At 69.9% G+C, this 16072-nt stretch carries 17 protein-coding genes and 1 tRNA gene; 12 read left to right on the top strand and 6 right to left on the bottom strand.

Translation table 11 applies throughout. The features are described 5' to 3' along the window. Window positions 1-21 precede the first annotated feature (21 nt). Window positions 22-1257, bottom strand: coding sequence for an MFS transporter (locus AB0F91_RS04310; protein ID WP_360594604.1), 1236 nt, complete (start codon window positions 1255-1257; stop codon window positions 22-24). 120 nt (window positions 1258-1377) lie between these two features. Between AB0F91_RS04310 and AB0F91_RS04315 the strand changes: the two genes are divergently transcribed. Continuing rightward, window positions 1378-2850: a PLP-dependent aminotransferase family protein gene (locus AB0F91_RS04315; protein ID WP_360594606.1), complete on the top strand. Its 1473-nt coding sequence runs from the start codon at window positions 1378-1380 to the stop codon at window positions 2848-2850. Here the strand turns inward: AB0F91_RS04315 and AB0F91_RS04320 are convergent. After that, complete coding sequence (locus AB0F91_RS04320) at window positions 2845-3663, bottom strand: HAD hydrolase family protein (RefSeq protein ID WP_360594608.1); 819 nt, start codon at window positions 3661-3663, stop codon at window positions 2845-2847. The two genes, AB0F91_RS04315 and AB0F91_RS04320, sit on opposite strands and share 6 nt — an antisense overlap. A gap of 149 nt (window positions 3664-3812) precedes the next feature. Here AB0F91_RS04320 and AB0F91_RS04325 point away from each other — a divergent pair, with 149 nt between their 5' ends. Both AB0F91_RS04325 and AB0F91_RS04330 read left to right on the top strand, forming a co-directional pair. Continuing rightward, the gene (locus tag AB0F91_RS04325) at window positions 3813-4295 is read left to right on the top strand and encodes a carboxymuconolactone decarboxylase family protein (protein WP_360594610.1); all 483 of its coding nucleotides are present in this window, start codon (window positions 3813-3815) and stop codon (window positions 4293-4295) included. Window positions 4296-4373: 78 nt separating this feature from the next. After that, window positions 4374-5330, top strand: coding sequence for an SDR family NAD(P)-dependent oxidoreductase (locus AB0F91_RS04330; RefSeq protein WP_360594612.1), 957 nt, complete (start codon window positions 4374-4376; stop codon window positions 5328-5330). A 4-nt stretch (window positions 5331-5334) separates the two neighbouring features. Here the strand turns inward: AB0F91_RS04330 and AB0F91_RS04335 are convergent, their stop codons facing one another. Further along, complete coding sequence (locus tag AB0F91_RS04335; RefSeq protein ID WP_360594614.1) at window positions 5335-5811, bottom strand: DUF2000 domain-containing protein; 477 nt, start codon at window positions 5809-5811, stop codon at window positions 5335-5337. Window positions 5812-5924: 113 nt separating this feature from the next. Between AB0F91_RS04335 and AB0F91_RS04340 the strand changes: the two genes are divergently transcribed. From AB0F91_RS04340 to AB0F91_RS04355, 4 genes are all read left to right on the top strand, one after another. Beyond that, the gene (locus AB0F91_RS04340) at window positions 5925-6383 is read left to right on the top strand and encodes an Lrp/AsnC family transcriptional regulator (RefSeq protein ID WP_360594616.1); all 459 of its coding nucleotides are present in this window, start codon (window positions 5925-5927) and stop codon (window positions 6381-6383) included. A gap of 213 nt (window positions 6384-6596) precedes the next feature. Next, window positions 6597-7406 (top strand): polysaccharide lyase family 7 protein, encoded by an 810-nt coding sequence (locus AB0F91_RS04345; RefSeq protein WP_360594618.1) that lies wholly within the window; start codon window positions 6597-6599, stop codon window positions 7404-7406. Window positions 7407-7690: 284 nt separating this feature from the next. Next, window positions 7691-7846, top strand: coding sequence for a hypothetical protein (locus tag AB0F91_RS04350; protein WP_360594620.1), 156 nt, complete (start codon window positions 7691-7693; stop codon window positions 7844-7846). A 331-nt stretch (window positions 7847-8177) separates the two neighbouring features. Then, window positions 8178-8339, top strand: a complete 162-nt coding sequence (locus tag AB0F91_RS04355; protein WP_360594621.1) for a hypothetical protein — start codon at window positions 8178-8180, stop codon at window positions 8337-8339. A 129-nt stretch (window positions 8340-8468) separates the two neighbouring features. Here the strand turns inward: AB0F91_RS04355 and AB0F91_RS04360 are convergent. Beyond that, a tRNA-Arg gene (locus tag AB0F91_RS04360) sits at window positions 8469-8541 on the bottom strand. 115 nt (window positions 8542-8656) lie between these two features. Here AB0F91_RS04360 and AB0F91_RS04365 point away from each other — a divergent pair. The 4 genes from AB0F91_RS04365 (at window position 8657) to AB0F91_RS04380 (ending at window position 12556) form a co-directional block, all read left to right on the top strand. After that, window positions 8657-9781 carry an epoxide hydrolase family protein gene (locus tag AB0F91_RS04365; RefSeq protein ID WP_360594623.1) on the top strand — a complete coding sequence of 375 codons (1125 nt, stop codon included), beginning with the start codon at window positions 8657-8659 and terminating at the stop codon, window positions 9779-9781. 175 nt (window positions 9782-9956) lie between these two features. Continuing rightward, complete coding sequence (locus AB0F91_RS04370; RefSeq protein ID WP_360594625.1) at window positions 9957-10877, top strand: cation diffusion facilitator family transporter; 921 nt, start codon at window positions 9957-9959, stop codon at window positions 10875-10877. Between the two features lie 173 nt (window positions 10878-11050). Continuing rightward, the gene (locus tag AB0F91_RS04375) at window positions 11051-11866 is read left to right on the top strand and encodes an MBL fold metallo-hydrolase (protein ID WP_360594627.1); all 816 of its coding nucleotides are present in this window, start codon (window positions 11051-11053) and stop codon (window positions 11864-11866) included. 84 nt (window positions 11867-11950) lie between these two features. Then, window positions 11951-12556, top strand: a complete 606-nt coding sequence (locus tag AB0F91_RS04380; RefSeq protein ID WP_360594628.1) for a flavin reductase family protein — start codon at window positions 11951-11953, stop codon at window positions 12554-12556. A 45-nt stretch (window positions 12557-12601) separates the two neighbouring features. On the opposite strand, the gene AB0F91_RS04385 is transcribed toward AB0F91_RS04380, so the two are convergent. Together AB0F91_RS04385 and AB0F91_RS04390 are read right to left on the bottom strand one after the other, a co-directional pair. Then, window positions 12602-13321 (bottom strand): DUF305 domain-containing protein, encoded by a 720-nt coding sequence (locus AB0F91_RS04385; RefSeq protein WP_360594630.1) that lies wholly within the window; start codon window positions 13319-13321, stop codon window positions 12602-12604. Window positions 13322-13328: 7 nt separating this feature from the next. After that, window positions 13329-14156, bottom strand: coding sequence for a DUF3105 domain-containing protein (locus AB0F91_RS04390; protein WP_360595156.1), 828 nt, complete (start codon window positions 14154-14156; stop codon window positions 13329-13331). Window positions 14157-14407: 251 nt separating this feature from the next. On the opposite strand from AB0F91_RS04390, the gene argS reads away from it, so the two are divergent. Next, window positions 14408-16072: an arginine--tRNA ligase gene (gene argS, locus AB0F91_RS04395; RefSeq protein WP_360594632.1), complete on the top strand. Its 1665-nt coding sequence runs from the start codon at window positions 14408-14410 to the stop codon at window positions 16070-16072.

Genomic DNA, 16072 nt, shown 5'->3' on the forward strand with positions numbered 1-16072 from the left:
GTAAAAGTCCACAGAGGACACTCAGGCCGCTGCCGGAGCGAGGTGCGCCGAGCGGGTCGCGGACAGCCGGTCGGCGCCCCACACCAGCAGGGCCACCAGGCTGAACCCGGCACCGAGGACGCAGACGGCGGTCCAGCCCCACGTGCTGTACACCGTGGTCGCCGCGACGGCGCCGCCGCCGAAGCCCACGGAGTAGTACGCCATGTTGCTGCCGATGAGGCGGCTGCTCGCGTTCGGGTCGAGGCCCACGATGAGGTGCTGGTTGGTCACGTGGATGGCCTGGCCGGCGAAGTCGATCACGATGATGCCGATGATGAGCGGGATCAGCGATTTCGGCAGCCACGCGATCGGCAGCCAGGAAACCGCGAACAGCACGAGTGTGATGCCGGTGACCCACTGCGCCCGGCCGCGGTCGGCCAGTGAGCCGGCGCGGGCGGCGCCGAACGCGCCCGCCGCGCCGACGAGGCCGAACAGCCCGACCGCCGACGTCGACAAGTGCCACGGCCCGGCGGAAAGCGGTAGCGCCATCGAGCCCCACAGCGCGCCGAAGCCGGCGAACATGAACAACGTGATCACGCTCCGCACCCGAAACACGCGTTCGCGCACGGTCAGCGTGACGATCGACGTGATCAGCTTGCGGTACGAGACCGACGGCCGGTCCGGCAGCTCGGGCGGCAGCCGCAGGCCGAGCACAGCCGCGACGGCGAGCATGAGCACCGCGGAGACGACGAACACCGAGCGCCAGCCGAACGCGTCGGCGAGCAGGCCGGCCACGGTCCGCGCGAGCAGGATGCCGATCACGACGCCACTGGTCACGATGCCGAGCACGCGGCCGCGGGATTCGGGGCTGGCGAGCACGGCGGAGTAGGCGATGATCACCTGCTGCACCACCGTTGCGAGGCCGACCACGCCGCTGGCGATGAAGAACAGCACCGGCCCGGGTGACACGGCCACACCGAGCAGCGCCAGCGCGGCGATCACCGAGCCGACGGGAATCAGCACGCGACGGTTGAGCAGGTCGCCCAGGGGCACCAGCAGGATCAGGCCGGCGAAGTAGCCGACCTGGGTCACGGTCGTCACGAAGCCGAGCCCGGCCGCACCGACGCCGAGGTCGTGCCCGATGTCCTCCAGCAGCGGCTGGGCGTAGTAGATGTTGGCCACCGCGATGCCGCAGACGACCGCGAGCAGGACGGCGAACCCGGTGCTGATGCCGGAGCGTGGCGGTCCGGGGGTTTCCCGGACGTCGAGGGAGGTCATGGCGTTCCTAAGCTGTATCGGGCCATAGGTGGTAGTAAATAGAAACCAGATTGGTGGCCCGCGCGCTGGGCTCAAAATCCACGCTAGGTCGCGATTGGGCCAGGTGTATGGTCCATTTCCATGGCGGGAACACGGGCCACTTCACCCGAGGGCAGGCGCTCCGCCGAGGGTCTCGGCGCTGATCTGCACCTCGACCACCTGGACCTTCGCGGCCACCACGGCCTGCGGACGTCGCTGATGGACGCGTTGCGCGAAGCCGTGCGCTCAGGCCGGTTGCTGCCCGGCGCGCAGCTGCCTTCGTCACGCACGCTGGCGGCTGACCTGTCGATCGCGCGCAACACCGTGGCCGACGCGTACGCCGAGCTTGTGGCCGAAGGCTGGCTCACCGCGCGGCAGGGGTCGGGCACGCGCGTCGCCCGTCGGGCGGAGCCCCGCCGTGCGCCGACGCCCGGCTCCGACCGCGTCGCCCTCCGCCGCCCGACGCCGATCCGCACCCCGGACACGCGGTTCAGCCTGCTGCCCGGCAACCCGGACCTGGCGAGCTTCCCGCGCGCGCAGTGGCTCGCGGCGTCCCGGCGCGCGATCATGGCCGCGCCCCACGAAGCCTTGGGTTACGGCGAACCGCGCGGGCGCGTCGAACTCCGCACGGCGCTCGCCGACTACCTGGCGCGCGCCCGCGGCGTTTACGCGTCGCCCGAGCGCATCGTGATCTGCGCGGGGTTCGTGCACGGGCTGCGGTTGATCGGCAGCGTGCTGCGGGCGAGGGGAGTCCGGACGGTCGCCGTCGAGACCTACGGCGTGCCGCAGTACTACGACCTGATCACCGAAACCGGCCTGGAAACCCCGGCGCTACTGCTCGATGAGGACGGCACCTGCACCGAAGGACTGCGTTCGCTCGACGCCGGCGCGGTCCTGCTCACGCCCGCGCACCAGTATCCGACCGGCGGCGCCCTGCGTCCGGACCGTCGCGCGGCTGTGGTCGACTGGGCCCGGTCGACGGGCGGGCTGGTGCTCGAAGACGACTACGACGGGGAGTTCCGGTACGACCGCCAGCCCGTCGGCGCGTTGCAGGGGCTTGATCCTGAGCGCGTCTGCTACTTCGGCACGGCGAGCAAGTCGCTGGCGCCGGGGCTGCGGCTCGGGTGGCTGGTGCTGCCGCGTTCGGTGACGCACGACGTGATCGCCGCGAAGGGGCACGTCGACTGGGCGCCCGGTTCGTTCGATCAGCTGACGCTCGCCGAGTTCCTCGCGTCCGGCGACTACGACCGCCACGTCCGCGCGATGCGGCTGCGCTACCGGCGGCGTCGGGACCAGCTGGTGGCTGCCGTCGCGGAGCACGCACCGGGGATCCGCGTCTCGGGGATCGCGGCCGGGTTGCACGCGGTGCTCGACCTCCCGCCGGGCACCGAGCGGTCGGTGATCGCCGCGGGTGCGCGGGTGGGCCTGGCACTCGACGGGCTGGGCGATTTCGCGCACCCGTCGGTGCGGGAGGACGGCGGGCGCGACGGGCTCGTCGTCGGGTACGCGACGCCGTCGGACAGCGCGTGGTCGGGGGCGTTGGCGGCGTTGTGCTCGGTGCTGCCGCGCTCATAGCGTCGCGAGCACCTGCGCGAGGCCGTCTTCGACCACGGTGCCGGTGAGCTCGCCCGCGGCGGCGATCAACTCGGCAGGGGACTGTCCCATCGCGACACCGCGTCCGCCTTCGGCGGCCCAGGTGAGGAGCTCGATGTCGTTGTGGCCGTCGCCGACGGCGAGCACGCGGTGCCGGGGGACCGAGAGCTCGGCGCGGACGCGTTCGGCCGCCGCGGCCTTGTTCACGCCCTCGGCGGCGAGGTCGAGCCACGGCGTGCAGGCGAGGGCGAAGCTCACCTTCCCCAGGTGCATCTTCGGTACCAGGGCGAGGAAATCGTCCATGTCGTGACCCGGCGCGAAGGCGACGACGCGGGTGGCCTTCCCGGCCAGCAGCGCCTCGAACGGCACCGCGGCCTGCGCGTCGTCGAGCCCGGTCGTGCCCTCGGGAAACGGTTCGGTGCAGCGGTAGCGGCCCAGCTCGTCCTCGACGGCGAAGCGGGCGTTCGGTAGGTGTGTGCGGATGGCGCGCAGGACCTCGGCCGGGTCGAACGATTCCACGTGGTGGCGCCGGAAGCCCGCGCCGGCCCGGCGCAGGGTGACGGCGCCGTTGGAGCAGACCAGGAACCGCGGCGCGATGCCGAGGCGGTCGAGCACGGGGATGGTGCTCACGGCCGACCGGCCGGTGGTGAGCACGACGTGGTGCCCGGCCGCGTCGAGCCGGCGGACCTCGGTGACCACGGCGTCGCTGAGGGACCCGTCGTCACGGATCAGGGTACCGTCGATGTCCAGCGCGGCGAGCCACGGTCCGGTGTCCTTCCAGGACGGTGCGGTCATCACGGGATCCTCCAGGGGGGGTCGCTTCTTCCCACTGTAGGGACGTTTCCGGGGCTGTCCACTGTGCACTGCGCCATAGGTGATTGGCCCACGATCGGCGGCCGGAATTGGACCATGTGCGCGCGGATACCGGCGTTTAGCGTGGTCTCATGACGACTGAACGCCTGCCTGAGCACACGCCGCGCCTTGATTGGATGAAGCTCGCCCCCGACGTGTTCAAGGCGATGCTGCGCCTGGACACCGCGGCGAAGAAGCACCTCGACGAGGGCCTGGTGCACCTGGTCAAGATCCGCGCGTCGCAGCTGAACCACTGCGCGTTCTGCCTCGACATGCACAGCAAGGACGCGCTGGCGGCCGGCGAGTCGGCGGAGCGAATCCTCCAGCTGAGCGCGTGGGCCGAATCGAAGCACTTCTACACCGCGCGCGAGATCGCCGCGATCGAGCTGACCGAGGCCGTCACCGTGCTCACGGACGGCTTCGTGCCCGACGAGGTCTACGCGAAGGCGGCTCAGCAGTTCGACGAGACCGAGCTCGCCCACCTCATCGCCGCGATCACGACGATCAACGCGTTCAACCGCTTCGGCGTGTCGACCCGGATGGTACCGGGTCACTACACGCCCAACGCGTCCTGACACACCGGCTCGCTTCCGTCTTCCCCCGGGAGCGAGCTCTTTCACCGTCCACACTGGACCCTTTCCGCGAAGGACCTCATGACTGCACTGACCACACCGTTCGGCGCGCTAGCCACGGCCGCCGAAGTCCTCGCCGGCGTGGACCTGACCGGCCGCCGCGTGATCGTCACCGGCGGCGCTTCAGGTCTCGGCGCCGAGACCGTCCGCGCGCTCGCCGCGGCCGGCGCGCACGTCACCATCGCCACGCGGACGCCGGCGCACGCCAAGCAGCTCGTCGAGGAGTTCCCGCACGTCGACGTCGCCGCGCTCGACCTCGCCGACCTCGGTTCGGTGCGGGCGTTCTGCGCGCAGTGGGACGGGCCGGTCGACGCGCTCGTGGCCAACGCCGGTGTGATGGCGCTGCCCGAGCGGGAGGTCACTGCCGAGGGCTGGGAAATGCACCTGGGCATCAACTTCCTGGGCCACTTCGCTCTCGTCACTGGCCTATGGGACGCCCTGCGCTCCGGCGGCGGCGCCCGTGTCGTAGTCCTCAGTTCCGGCGCGCACCTGCTGACCGACTTTTCTTTCTCCGATCCGCATTTCGAGCACCGGCCCTACGACCCGCTCGTCGCCTACGGACAGTCGAAGACGGCCGACGTGCTCCTCGCCGTCGGGATCAGCCGGCGCTGGGCCGGCGAAGGCATCTACGCCAACGCGTGCGCCCCGGGCGTCATCCGGACGAACCTCCTGCGCCACCTCGCTCCCGAGGCCCTGCGCCTGCTCGGCGCCCTTGACGCCGACGGCAACGCCACCACCCCGGCCTACTTCAAGACTCCCGAGCAAGGCGCCGCCACTCCCACGCTGCTCGCCGCGTCACCGCTGCTCACCGGCGTGACCGGGCGCTACTTCGAGGACAACCAGGAATCGCCCACCATCGACGGCGGTGCGCATCTCGCCGCCGGCGGCGTGGACGCGATGGCGGGCGTCGCGCGCTGGGCACTGGACCCCGTCGCCGCGGACCGCCTGTGGGACTACGCCTCGGCGGCCGTGCGCTAGCGGGTCACGCGAGCAATGACAGTTTCCCGACGATCTTACCCACCCGGTTGCGCGGCCCGACGATGCTCACCGCGTAGTAGTCGAGCTCCTCGCAGGCGGTTTCCTTCACGCCGGCGAGGTAGTCGGCGTACACCAGCGTGTGCTGCGCCACCACCGGCATGTCCGCCACGAAGCACCCGGGCGACGCCGCGGCCTTGGCGCGGATGGTGCGCAGGGTGGGCCCGTCGGCGGCCAGCACCGAGCACCCCGTCCACGGCAGCCCGGGATGCGTCTGGCCGTCGGCGTCCACGGCGTCGTCGCCGAGCAGCCCGGTGATGTTCGGCGACGTCGCCGCGGCTGCGCAGATCGCCGCGTTCACCGCGCGACCCGGCGGCAGACTGCCGTCGACCACGACCACCCACTTCAGGCGAGCCGCCCGCGTCGACACGGTCGGATCGAACTCACCCGGAGCGAATCCGATCGGCGAACTTTCCTCGGTCAAAGCCGGACCTCCCTGACTGTTCGTACAGTGCACTGGTCTGTAAGCTAGGTGATCCGTCAGTAAATTCGCCTATGATCCGCACAAGTATCGGTCAGGGCGGCTCGGAGGCGGACGTGGACGAACTTGATAAGGCGATCCTGCGGGAACTGCAGTCAGACGTCCGGAAGACCAACCGCGACGTCGCTGCCGCCGTCGGCGTCTCACCCACCACGGCCCTCGACCGCACCCGCGCGCTTCGCCGGCGCGGCATCATCCAGGGCGCGACCCTCGACGTGAACCTGCCCGCCATCGGCCGCTCGGTGCAGGCCCTAGTCGCGGTCCGCGTGCGCCCGCCGTCGCGCCGTGTCATCGAAGGCTTCCGCAACTGGGTCACCACGCTGCCGGACATCCTCGGTCTCTACGTCACGACCGGCACGGAGGACTTCATCCTCCACGTCGCGGTCCCCGACAACGCCAGCCTGTACGCCTTCGTGATCGACAAGCTCACCGCGCGGCCCGAAGTCGCCGACGTCCGCACGTCGATCGTCTACGAGCACCTCCGCAACACCCGCATCACGCCAGTCGAGCGCTGAAAGCGGTTAGCTCGCCGGTGATCCGCGGCCACGTACCTTCCTTCGTGAGCCGGGCCAGGCAGTCGTGTGATCGGAGGTGGTTCAGACCAGCACCGGGTCGCGCGTCATGTCAATCCTTGACTTGATGCGACCGCAACCTTAACGTTCCTTTCGCCGCCGGGTTTCCACCACATTAATTCACATATCTGAATAAATGGCACAGAGGTCCCCACCGTGCGAAAGGAAACTGCGATGCGCATGCGCGCCGCGCTCGTCGTGCTGGCGATTCCCGCTTTCGTTGCTGCAACCGCGTTGTCCGCGGAGGCAGCGCCGGCCACCGGTCAGTCCGTCCTGGGCAGCCCGTCCGTGGCTCCCGGCGGCAACTTCGACCTCTCGACCTGGCAGCTCCAGGAGCCGGTCGGCTCACCGGGCTCGCCTACCACGATCTCGTCCTCCCGGCTGCAAGGGCCGAACGGGTTCCAGGACAGCTATTTCTACACCGACACGCGCGACGGCGCGATGACGTTCTGGGCGCCGGAAAAGGGTGTCACCACCCCCAATTCGAACTACGCCCGATCCGAGCTGCGGGAGATGAACCGCGACGGTTCGGCCGCCAACTGGGCACTGAGCGGATCGCACAAGCTCAACGCGACGTTGCGCGTGGTGTCGGTGACGTCGAACGTGTGCGTCGGCCAGGTCCACCTCGGCACCGGCGGTTCGTCGACGAAACCGTTGCTGGAGCTGTACTACCGCTCCAGCGGCGACATCGTGCTGGGCACGGAGAACTCGCCCGACGGCGGCCAGACCCTGCACACCGTCGGCCACGTCGCGGTGGGCAAGACCTGGAGCTACACGATCGGGATCTCCGGCGGCAACACCATCGACCTCACCGTGAACGGCAGCACGACGCACTACAGCATTCCCTCGTCGTTCAAGGCGTACAAGCAGTACTTCAAGGCGGGTTCGTACAACCAGTCCTCGTCGAGCAGCACGACGAAGGGCGCTCGCGTCGCCTTCTACGGGCTGACGATCTCACACAGCTGACCGTCGGGAGAATCGGCGCCGCCGGGGCGAACTCGCCCGGCGGCGCCGTTTTGCGTGTGACCGCCGCGCGCCGGTTTCCCTGGCTACGAGCGAACTTCGGCTTCGTTCGCAGCAGGCGGCGGAGATGTTCCAGCAGGAGCAACGGCGATACAACCCGCCGCGCCGCAAGGCCGGGACCGTTCCGACAGACGCGGCGCGTGTCCTCGACTGGCTGTTGCGCAACACGAAGATGGTCAGCACGGCCGAATACCAACGCCCTCGACTACGCACAGGACGAACTCAGCGTGCTGGACCGCAACCCACTCCCGCGCGAAGTGGACGAAGCTGCCGAAGGGCAGGCGCAAGGTCGACCGGAGGAAGCCACCAACCTGTGCAAGGAGCACTTGGCTCTGCCGACACCGAAGCGCGACCCGGTGACGGGTGAGTTCGTGTTCGAGTAGGGCACGATCTACCTGGAAACGGCCCGACCCTATGTAGACCGCTTGTCGACGGACACGGGCGAGGTCGGCGAGGACCGAGCGCTGAAGGCGCGAGCGGCAGGCGAGGTGCGGCCGGTGCCACGCGCGCCGGAGCTGACCGGCGCCCTTGGCGCCACATCGAGCGGTTCGGGTCCGGCCCAGACGGGCGCCTGTTCGTCGGCGAACGCGGGGGAGCGGTCTCTCTAAAGTCACCTGATCCAAGGTGACTCGCGCGGCCCGACAGACGACCTTCACGCCGGACGTTCTGCAAGGGCCACTTGCCGGCCGACCGTACGACTTCCGCCACGCCGCAGTGAGCACCTGGCTGGCTGCCGGGGTGCCGGCGGCAACGGTCGCGCAATGGGCCGGTCAGTCGGTGAGCGTGCTGCTGGAGGTCTACGCCAGCTTCCTCGACGGTGGCGAGGAAGCTGCAAAGCGGAAGATCGAGAACGTGTTAGGCAACCCGCCGCGGTGAACGTGTACGCGCATTGCACGCTGGCTCCCGTATCCGGGCGCGGTCCGCCGTGGTTGGCCGGGAACGACATGAATCGGCCCCTACCGCGTTCTCGCTGGTAGGGACCGGTTTTCGTGTGGTGAAGAAGTGTGCCCTTGGCAGGATTCGAACCTGCGACACCTGCCTCCGGAGGGCAGTGCTCTATCCCCTGAGCTACAAGGGCGCATCGCTGCGCGACCACGTCAGCTTAGCGCACCCCGGTTCGCCCGGTGTTCCGCAGGGGGTCACCTTCGGGGTCGGCACTGCTAGCGTTGATCTTGCCGACGGAGGGAGCAGGGGTGGCAGCGGAACCGTTCGAGGCCCACGTGACCGAGGCTGACATCGCGGACCTGCGGGAACGGTTGCGCCGCACGCGGTGGCCCGAGGCCGAGACGGTGGACGACTGGTCCCAAGGTTTGCCGCTGGCCTACGCGCAGGAGCTGTGCCGCGCCTGGGCCGAGGACTACGACTTCGGCTTCGCCGAGCGGCTGAACGCGTTCCCGCAGTTCCGCGACACCGTCGGCGGGCTCGGCATCCACTTCCTGCACGTCCGCTCGCCCGAGCCGGACGCGTTCCCGCTGGTGATCACGCACGGCTGGCCCGGCTCGGTGCTCGAGTTCCTCGACGTACTGGGCCCGCTCACCGACCCGCGGGCCCACGGCGGAGACCCGGCGGATGCGTTCCACGTGGTCGCGCCGTCGCTGCCCGGATACGGGTGGAGCGACAAGCCGGCGAAGACCGGGTGGGGTGTAGAGCGTACGGCGCGGGCCTGGGACAGCCTGATGGTCTCGCTCGGCTACGAGCGCTACGGCGCGCAGGGCGGCGACTGGGGCTCGGCCGTGACCGGCGCACTGGGCGAGGTCGCGCCGGAGCGGGTGGCGGGGGTCCACGTGAACATGGCGGCCGCGCCGCTGGGGCAGTTCGACGACCCGACGCCCGAGGAGCAGGCCGCGCTCGCTGCGGCCAAGGAGTTCGGCCGCACCGGCCGCGGCTACTCCGGCCAGCAGTCCACGCGCCCGCAGACGCTCGGCTACGGCCTCACCGACTCGCCCGCCGGCCAGGCCGCCTGGATTGCCGAGAAGTTCTGGGCGTGGACCGACAACAACGGCCATCCGGAAGACGCGCTGACCCGCCGGCAGATCCTCGATGCGATCTCCGTGTACTGGTTCACGGCCTCGGCCACGTCGTCGGCGCGGCTGTACTGGGAGAGCTTCGACACGGGGTTCCGGGGCAAGGTCACCGCGCCGTCCGGGATCTCGTTGTACCCCAAGGAGATCACGCGGCCCTCGCGCCGCGAGGCCGAGCTGCGGTTCACCGACCTGCGCTGGTTCGAACAGCTGCCGCACGGCGGGCACTTCGCCGCGATGGAGGAGCCGGAGTCGCTCGTCGAGCAGGTGCGCGAGTTCTTCCGCCTGGTGCGCTGATCCCACCAGGCGGGAGCGCTCATCCGGGGGATGGGTATCCGCCTGTGTGCCCGATTACAGTGCACTCAGGCTTGCCTGTATTGCACATATGCGCATGCGACTATATATTGCGAAGTGGGCCTGGCGACAGTCCCCGCACCGATGGTGACCTGCGGAAACGACGGGAGGCGGAGCCATGGGCCACGGACACGGACATGGGCACACTGCCGCCCCGGCCAGCGCATCCGGCCGCTACCTGCGTGCGTTGCTGGTCGCTCTCGTCATCGGTGCGGGCTTCATGGTGCTGGAGTTCGTGGTGGGTTTCACCACGGGCTCGCTGGCCCTGATCTCCGACGCCGCCCACATGTTCACCGACGTCCTGGGCGTCGGCATGGCGCTCACCGCGATCGTCCTGGCGCGCCGCAGCGGGCCGACGCTCAGCCGCACGTTCGGCATGTACCGCGCCGAGGTGCTGGCCGCGCTGGGTAACGCGGTATTGCTGTTCGGCGTCGCCGGGTACGTGCTGGTGGAGGCCATCGGCCGCATCACCGACCCGCCCGAGGTGGCGGGCCTGCCGGTGCTACTGGCCGCGGGGGCCGGCCTGGTCGCCAACATCGTGTCGTTCTTCGTGCTGCGCTCGGGCGCGCGCGAAAGCCTCAACGTCCGCGGCGCGTACCTCGAGGTGCTCGCCGACCTGATCGGCTCCGTCGGCGTGCTGATCAGCGGCGCGATCACCCTCACCACGGGCTGGCGCTACGCCGACCCGATCATCGGTGTCGCCATCGGCCTGTTCGTGCTGCCCCGCACATGGACCCTGGCGCGCCGCGCGTTGCGCATCCTGTTCCAGCACGCGCCGAACACCGTCGACGTCGGTGCGATCAGCACGGAACTCGCGGCCCTGCCGGGTGTCTCCGACGTTCACGACCTGCACGTCTGGACTCTCACCTCCGGCATGGAGGTCGCGTCGGCCCACCTCACGATGAACGACGAGGGCGAGCAGTCCACCGTGCTCACCAAGGCGCAGGACCTCCTGTCCGCCCGGTACTCCATCGACCACGCGACGCTGCAGGTCGAAGGACCGCAGTGCGCGCGCCGGTGCCAGGAGCTGTCCTGGTAGCCGGGTTTCACCCGGGACGGGCGAACGCCCTGCCGTGGCGCTGAACCGAATCCGACGGGATCTGAGCCGGTCACCGGTCACCGGTTCCCCGCGTTCGGGGCAATCTTCAAGCGGCGCAGGAGGAGCAGGCGGGCATGAGCGCGCCTGCCGACAGACGACCAAGGGGCATGCTCGTGAGTGAGCGGATCAGTTCGCAGCGGCAGGAGTTCGGGATCGGGGTGATCGAGGGGCCGACCACCGTCGTGGACATCGCGGGCCTGCGGCTCGTGGTGGACCCGACGTTCGACGAACCGGGCCCGCACGCCTACCTGACCAAGCTCGAGGGCCCGGCCGTCGACGAAGCCGGGCTCGGCGACGTCGACGTCGTGCTCGTGAGCCACGCCGCCCACCCCGACAACCTCGACGTCAAGGGCAAGGAATACGCCCTCGCTGCCAAGACACTCCTGACCGGAGTCAACTCTGCGAAGCTGCTCGGCGCCAACGCCCGGGGCCTCGAGGCCTGGGAGACGATCACCATCCCCCGCGGCGACGGCGGTGGCGACCTGACCGTGCAGGCGGTTCCGGCCGAACACGGGCCCGCCGACGGCGACCGCGACGACACCGGGTACATCAACTCCCAGGTGATCGGCTTCGTGCTCTCCGGCACCGGCCTGCCGACCGTGTACCTCAGCGGCGACAACGCGTCCGTCCGCGTGGCCGCCGAGATCGCGAGCAAAGTGCAGCCCATCGACATCGCCGTCCTCTTCGCCGGCGCCGCCCGCGTCGCGGCGAAGTTCGCCGGCCGGCCCCTGACGCTGACCTCCGAGCGCGCCGCCGCCGTGGCCGCGGTGCTCGGCGCGAAGACTGTCCTGCCCGCCCACATCCAGGGCTGGGCACACTTCTCCGAGGGCATCGACACATTCCGGCCCGCCTTCGAGGACGCCGGCCTGGCCCACGTCCTGGCGCTGGCCGAGCCGGGCGAGTGGAACGTCGTGGGGAACCGGTCCTGACGGCTCCTTCCTTCGTGCGGGAGCCGGTCGCGGTGACCGAGGTGCACGCCGTGTCCACCGCGGCGACCTGGTAGACCAACGGGCATGCGCAAGGACTTCGATCCCGCCGACGTCGCCCCGTTCGCCTTCTACCGCCTGCTGACCGCGGCCGTGGTGCCGCGGCCGATCGCGTGGGTGTCGAGCACGTCGGGCAGCGGCGTGGACAACCTGGCGCCGCACTCGTTCTTCACGGTTGCGTCGGCTGCGCCGCCGGTGCTGCAGTTCACGTCGGTGGGGCGCAAGGACACGCTGCGCAACGTGGAGGCCACCGGGCAGTTCGTCGTGAACCTCGCGCCCGAGCATCTCTTCGAGAAGATCAACGACACGGGCACCGACTTCCCGCCCGACCACAGCGAGTTCGACGCCGCGGGCCTCATGCGCGAGCCCAGCACGAAGGTGAAGCCGCCGCGGGTGGCGCAGTCGCCGGTGGCGTTCGAGTGCGAGCTGCACAGCACGGTCGGCTTCGGTACGTCGACGGTGGTGTTCGGCCGGGTGGTGCACGTCGCGGTGGCCGAGGACGTGCTCGACGGCGACCACCCCGTGATCGGGCGGTTGCGGCCGCTGGCCCGTCTCGGCGGCGACGAGTGGGGCACCGTCGGCGACGTCAAGGAGATCGCGCGTATCCGGTTCGCCGACTGGAAGCAGCGATGAAAAGGGCCGCTCTCGACAGACGAGAGCGGCCCCGGAACAAGGAACTCAGGACGCCGGAAGCGGAGCCGCCCCGCGCGCCTGCAGCATCAGCTTCATCTGGTTGATCTCCGCGCCCTGCGACACGAGGATGCTGCGGCACAGTGCCTTCACCGCCGGCATGCTCGTGTGGTCCTGCGCGTACTCCGCCATCGCCGTGCCGCCCTGGTGGTGGCGCAGCATCAGTTGCAGGAAGTCGACGTCCATCGCGCGGCCGGTCAGCGAGCGCAGCTTGGCGATCTCCGCGTCGGTGGCCATGCCCGGCATCGGGGCGCCGTTGGCCGGCGAGCTGGTGGGCATCTGCATACCCGCGTGGCCCATCGGCTCGGTCATCCACGTCATGTACGCGCCGGGCGCCTGCTCGGGCTGGTCCCACAGCATGAGCCAGCCCTTCATGCGCCCGACCTGCTCGGTTTGCGACGACTCGATGTCGAACGCGAGCTGCCGAACCTCAGGGTCCGTGCTGTGGTCGCGGGCCCAGTTGGCCATGGTCACGGCCTGCAGGTGGTGCGTCGACATGTCCTGCGCGAAGCCGACTTCGACCGAACCCGCGCCGGGGGTCGCCGGCGCGGCGTCGCTGCCGTCGGTGAGCCGCGAGGCGAACACGCCGATCGCCACGCCGATGAGCAGCACGGCGAGCATCGACCCGCCGATGACGACCCAGCGAGACCACGTGGGGCGCTCGCCGGCCTCGTCAACGTCCGGTTCGAGGTCGGCTTCGGTACTCACCGTGAGATCACTGTCCCGCCGGAGCCGACGGCGAGGTGACGGGCGCGCCGGGCTGGCCCGAGGTGCCCGGCATGGCACCCTGCTCGCCCACGGCACCGGAGCTGCCCTGGTAGTTCATCGGCTTCGCGTCGGGGCCCGGCTTGCTCGGGTCGAACGGCGGCGGGTTGCTCGGGTCGAACTGGCCCGGGCCGAGCGCGTCGCACGACGCGCCGATCTCGGGGTACACGCCGTTGGGGTTCGTCCGCAGCGCGGCGATGAACTCGTCGATGCGCGGGTCGTCGGCCTTGTCCAGCTTGAGCTGGTGGCCCCACGACTGCAGCGAGATCGGCTTGTCCAGGCCGGGGTACGGCGACATCGAGATGTAGGTCTTGCCCTTGACGCGAGCGGCCAGCAGGTCCACCTGGTCACCCTTGACGAGGTCCGGGTTGTAGGCGATCCAGATGGCGCCGTGCTCGAGCGTGTGGACCATGTTCTCGGTGCGCACCGCGGTCGGGTAGACGACGCCGTTGCAGGCCGCCCAGTTGCCGTCGTGCGGGCCGCCGAAAGGCGGGCTGTGGTCGTACGCCACGCGCTCGGTGGGCAGCACGTGCACCGAACCGGTGTAGGTCGCGGTGATCACACCCGGGATCTTCTTGGACGGGTCGGGGTCACTGGCCGTCGGCGCGAACGACGAGGCCGCCTCCTCGCGGGACTTCTGGTCACGCTGCGGAGCGGATTTCACCATGTAGTAGGTGACGACGCTGGCCAAGAGGGCCACCACCACGACGACACCGACGATGGTGCCCCACGGAGTGCCCTTCTTGCTGACGACGGACTTGCCGCGCGCGGCCTTCACCGCGTTCGCGGACTTGCCGCGCGCTCCGCCGGCGGACGTCCCCTTCTTACTGGTTGTCCCTTTCGCCATGGTTTGCCGCGATCTCCTCGTGAGATGATGGAGGGATCCGGACGGACCCTGCCCGTCGGCCAGTGTAGAGACCGGACGTCTGATCACCGTGAACACCTCTCACGATCACTCCCGGGTGATGTGCGGCAACCCAGGTCGGACCGGCGTAAGCGTCCGACCTGGGCACACCTAGAATTCAGCGAGTGACTCCCGCCGCTCTCGCCGACCTGGTCCGCGCCTCCGCCGTGCAGGTGCTCGACGCCCGAGGCGTCGACGCCGCCGTGCTGCCGGAGCAGGTGACCATCGAACGCCCGCGCAATCCCGACCACGGCGACTACGCGACGAACCTCGCACTCCAGGTGGCCAAGAAGGCCGGGCTCAAGCCGCGGGAGTTCGCCGAGGCGCTGGCCGAGGTCGTGGCGGCCGCCGACGGCGTGGCCGCAGCTGAAGTCGCCGGCCCGGGGTTCCTCAACTTCCGCCTCGCCGCCGGCGCGCAGGGCGAGGTCGTGCGCCAGGTGCTCGCCGCGGGGGAGGCCTACGGCCGCGGTGACGCGCTCACCGGGCGCAAGATCAACCTCGAGTTCGTCTCGGCCAACCCGACCGGCCCGATCCACCTCGGCGGTACGCGCTGGGCCGCGGTCGGCGACGCGCTGGGCCGGGTGCTTTCCGCACAGGGCGGCGACGTCACCCGGGAGTACTACTTCAACGACGCCGGCGCCCAGATCGACCGGTTCGTCCGCTCCCTGATCGCCGCCGCCAAGGGCGAGCCCGCTCCCGAGGACGGCTACGCCGGCGGCTACATCAACGACATCGCCGCCGAGGTCCTCAAGCAGGAGCCCAGCGCGCTGTCGCAGCCCGAGGCCGAGCGACACGAGACGTTCCGCAGCGTCGGCATCGAGCTGATGTTCACCGAGATCCGCCAGAGCCTGCACGAGTTCGGCACCGACTTCGACGTGTATTTCCACGAGAACTCGCTGCACGAGTCCGGCGCCGTCGACGCCGCCGTGCAGCAGCTCAAGGACTCCGGCAACCTCTACTTCGCCGACGGCGCCTGGTGGCTCAAGTCCAGCGAGTACGGCGACGACAAAGACCGCGTCGTCATCAAGAAGGACGGCAACCCGGCCTACATCGCCGGCGACCTCGCCTACTTCAAGGACAAGCGCAACCGCGGCTTCGACCTGTGCATCTACATGCTCGGCGCCGACCACCACGGCTACATCGCGCGCCTGAAGGCCGCCGCGGCCGCGTTCGGCGACGACCCGGACACCGTCGAGGTCCTCATCGGCCAGATGGTGAACCTCGTGAGCGAGGGCAGGCCGGTGCGCATGTCCAAGCGCGCGGGCACCGTGATCACGATGGAGGACCTCGTGGAGGCCGTGGGCGTCGACCCGGCGCGCTACGAGCTCATTCGCTACTCCGTCGACTCCACTTTGGACGTCGACCTCGACCTGCTGCGCAAGCACAGCAACGACAACCCGGTCTACTACGTGCAGTACGCGCACGCCCGGCTGTCTTCCTTGCAGCGCAACGCCGCCGATCTCGGCCTGAAGTCCGGAAAGGACACCGCGGATGTCGATTTCGGACTCCTCGTCCTCCCCGCCGAGGGCGACCTGATCCGCACCATCGGCGAGTTCCCCGCCACCGTCCGCCGCGCCGCCGAGATGCGGGAACCGCACCGCATCGCCCGCTACCTCGAGGAGCTGGCCGGCGCGTACCACAAGTTCTACACGGTGGGGCGGGTGCTGCCGCAGGGCGACGAAGAGGCCACCCCGCTCACGTTCGCACGGCTCGCGCTGTGCGAGGCCGCGCGCCAGGTGCTGGCGAACGGCCTGTCCTTGCTCGGTGTCTCAGCTCCGGAACGGATGTAA

The organism is Amycolatopsis sp. NPDC023774, from assembly GCF_040639695.1.
GTDB lineage: Bacteria > Actinomycetota > Actinomycetes > Mycobacteriales > Pseudonocardiaceae > Amycolatopsis.

Excerpts from the sequence above, each read along its gene's own strand:
- AB0F91_RS04380 (WP_360594628.1), top strand. The coding sequence starts at position 11,951 with ATGCGCAAGGACTTCGATCCCGCCGACGTCGCCCCGTTCGCCTTCTAC.
- AB0F91_RS04330 (WP_360594612.1), top strand. The coding sequence starts at position 4,374 with ATGACTGCACTGACCACACCGTTCGGCGCGCTAGCCACGGCCGCCGAA.
- AB0F91_RS04315 (WP_360594606.1), top strand. The coding sequence starts at position 1,378 with ATGGCGGGAACACGGGCCACTTCACCCGAGGGCAGGCGCTCCGCCGAG.
- AB0F91_RS04310 (WP_360594604.1), bottom strand. The coding sequence starts at position 1,257 with ATGACCTCCCTCGACGTCCGGGAAACCCCCGGACCGCCACGCTCCGGC.
- AB0F91_RS04325 (WP_360594610.1), top strand. The coding sequence starts at position 3,813 with ATGACGACTGAACGCCTGCCTGAGCACACGCCGCGCCTTGATTGGATG.
- AB0F91_RS04320 (WP_360594608.1), bottom strand. The coding sequence starts at position 3,663 with ATGACCGCACCGTCCTGGAAGGACACCGGACCGTGGCTCGCCGCGCTG.
- AB0F91_RS04370 (WP_360594625.1), top strand. The coding sequence starts at position 9,957 with ATGGGCCACGGACACGGACATGGGCACACTGCCGCCCCGGCCAGCGCA.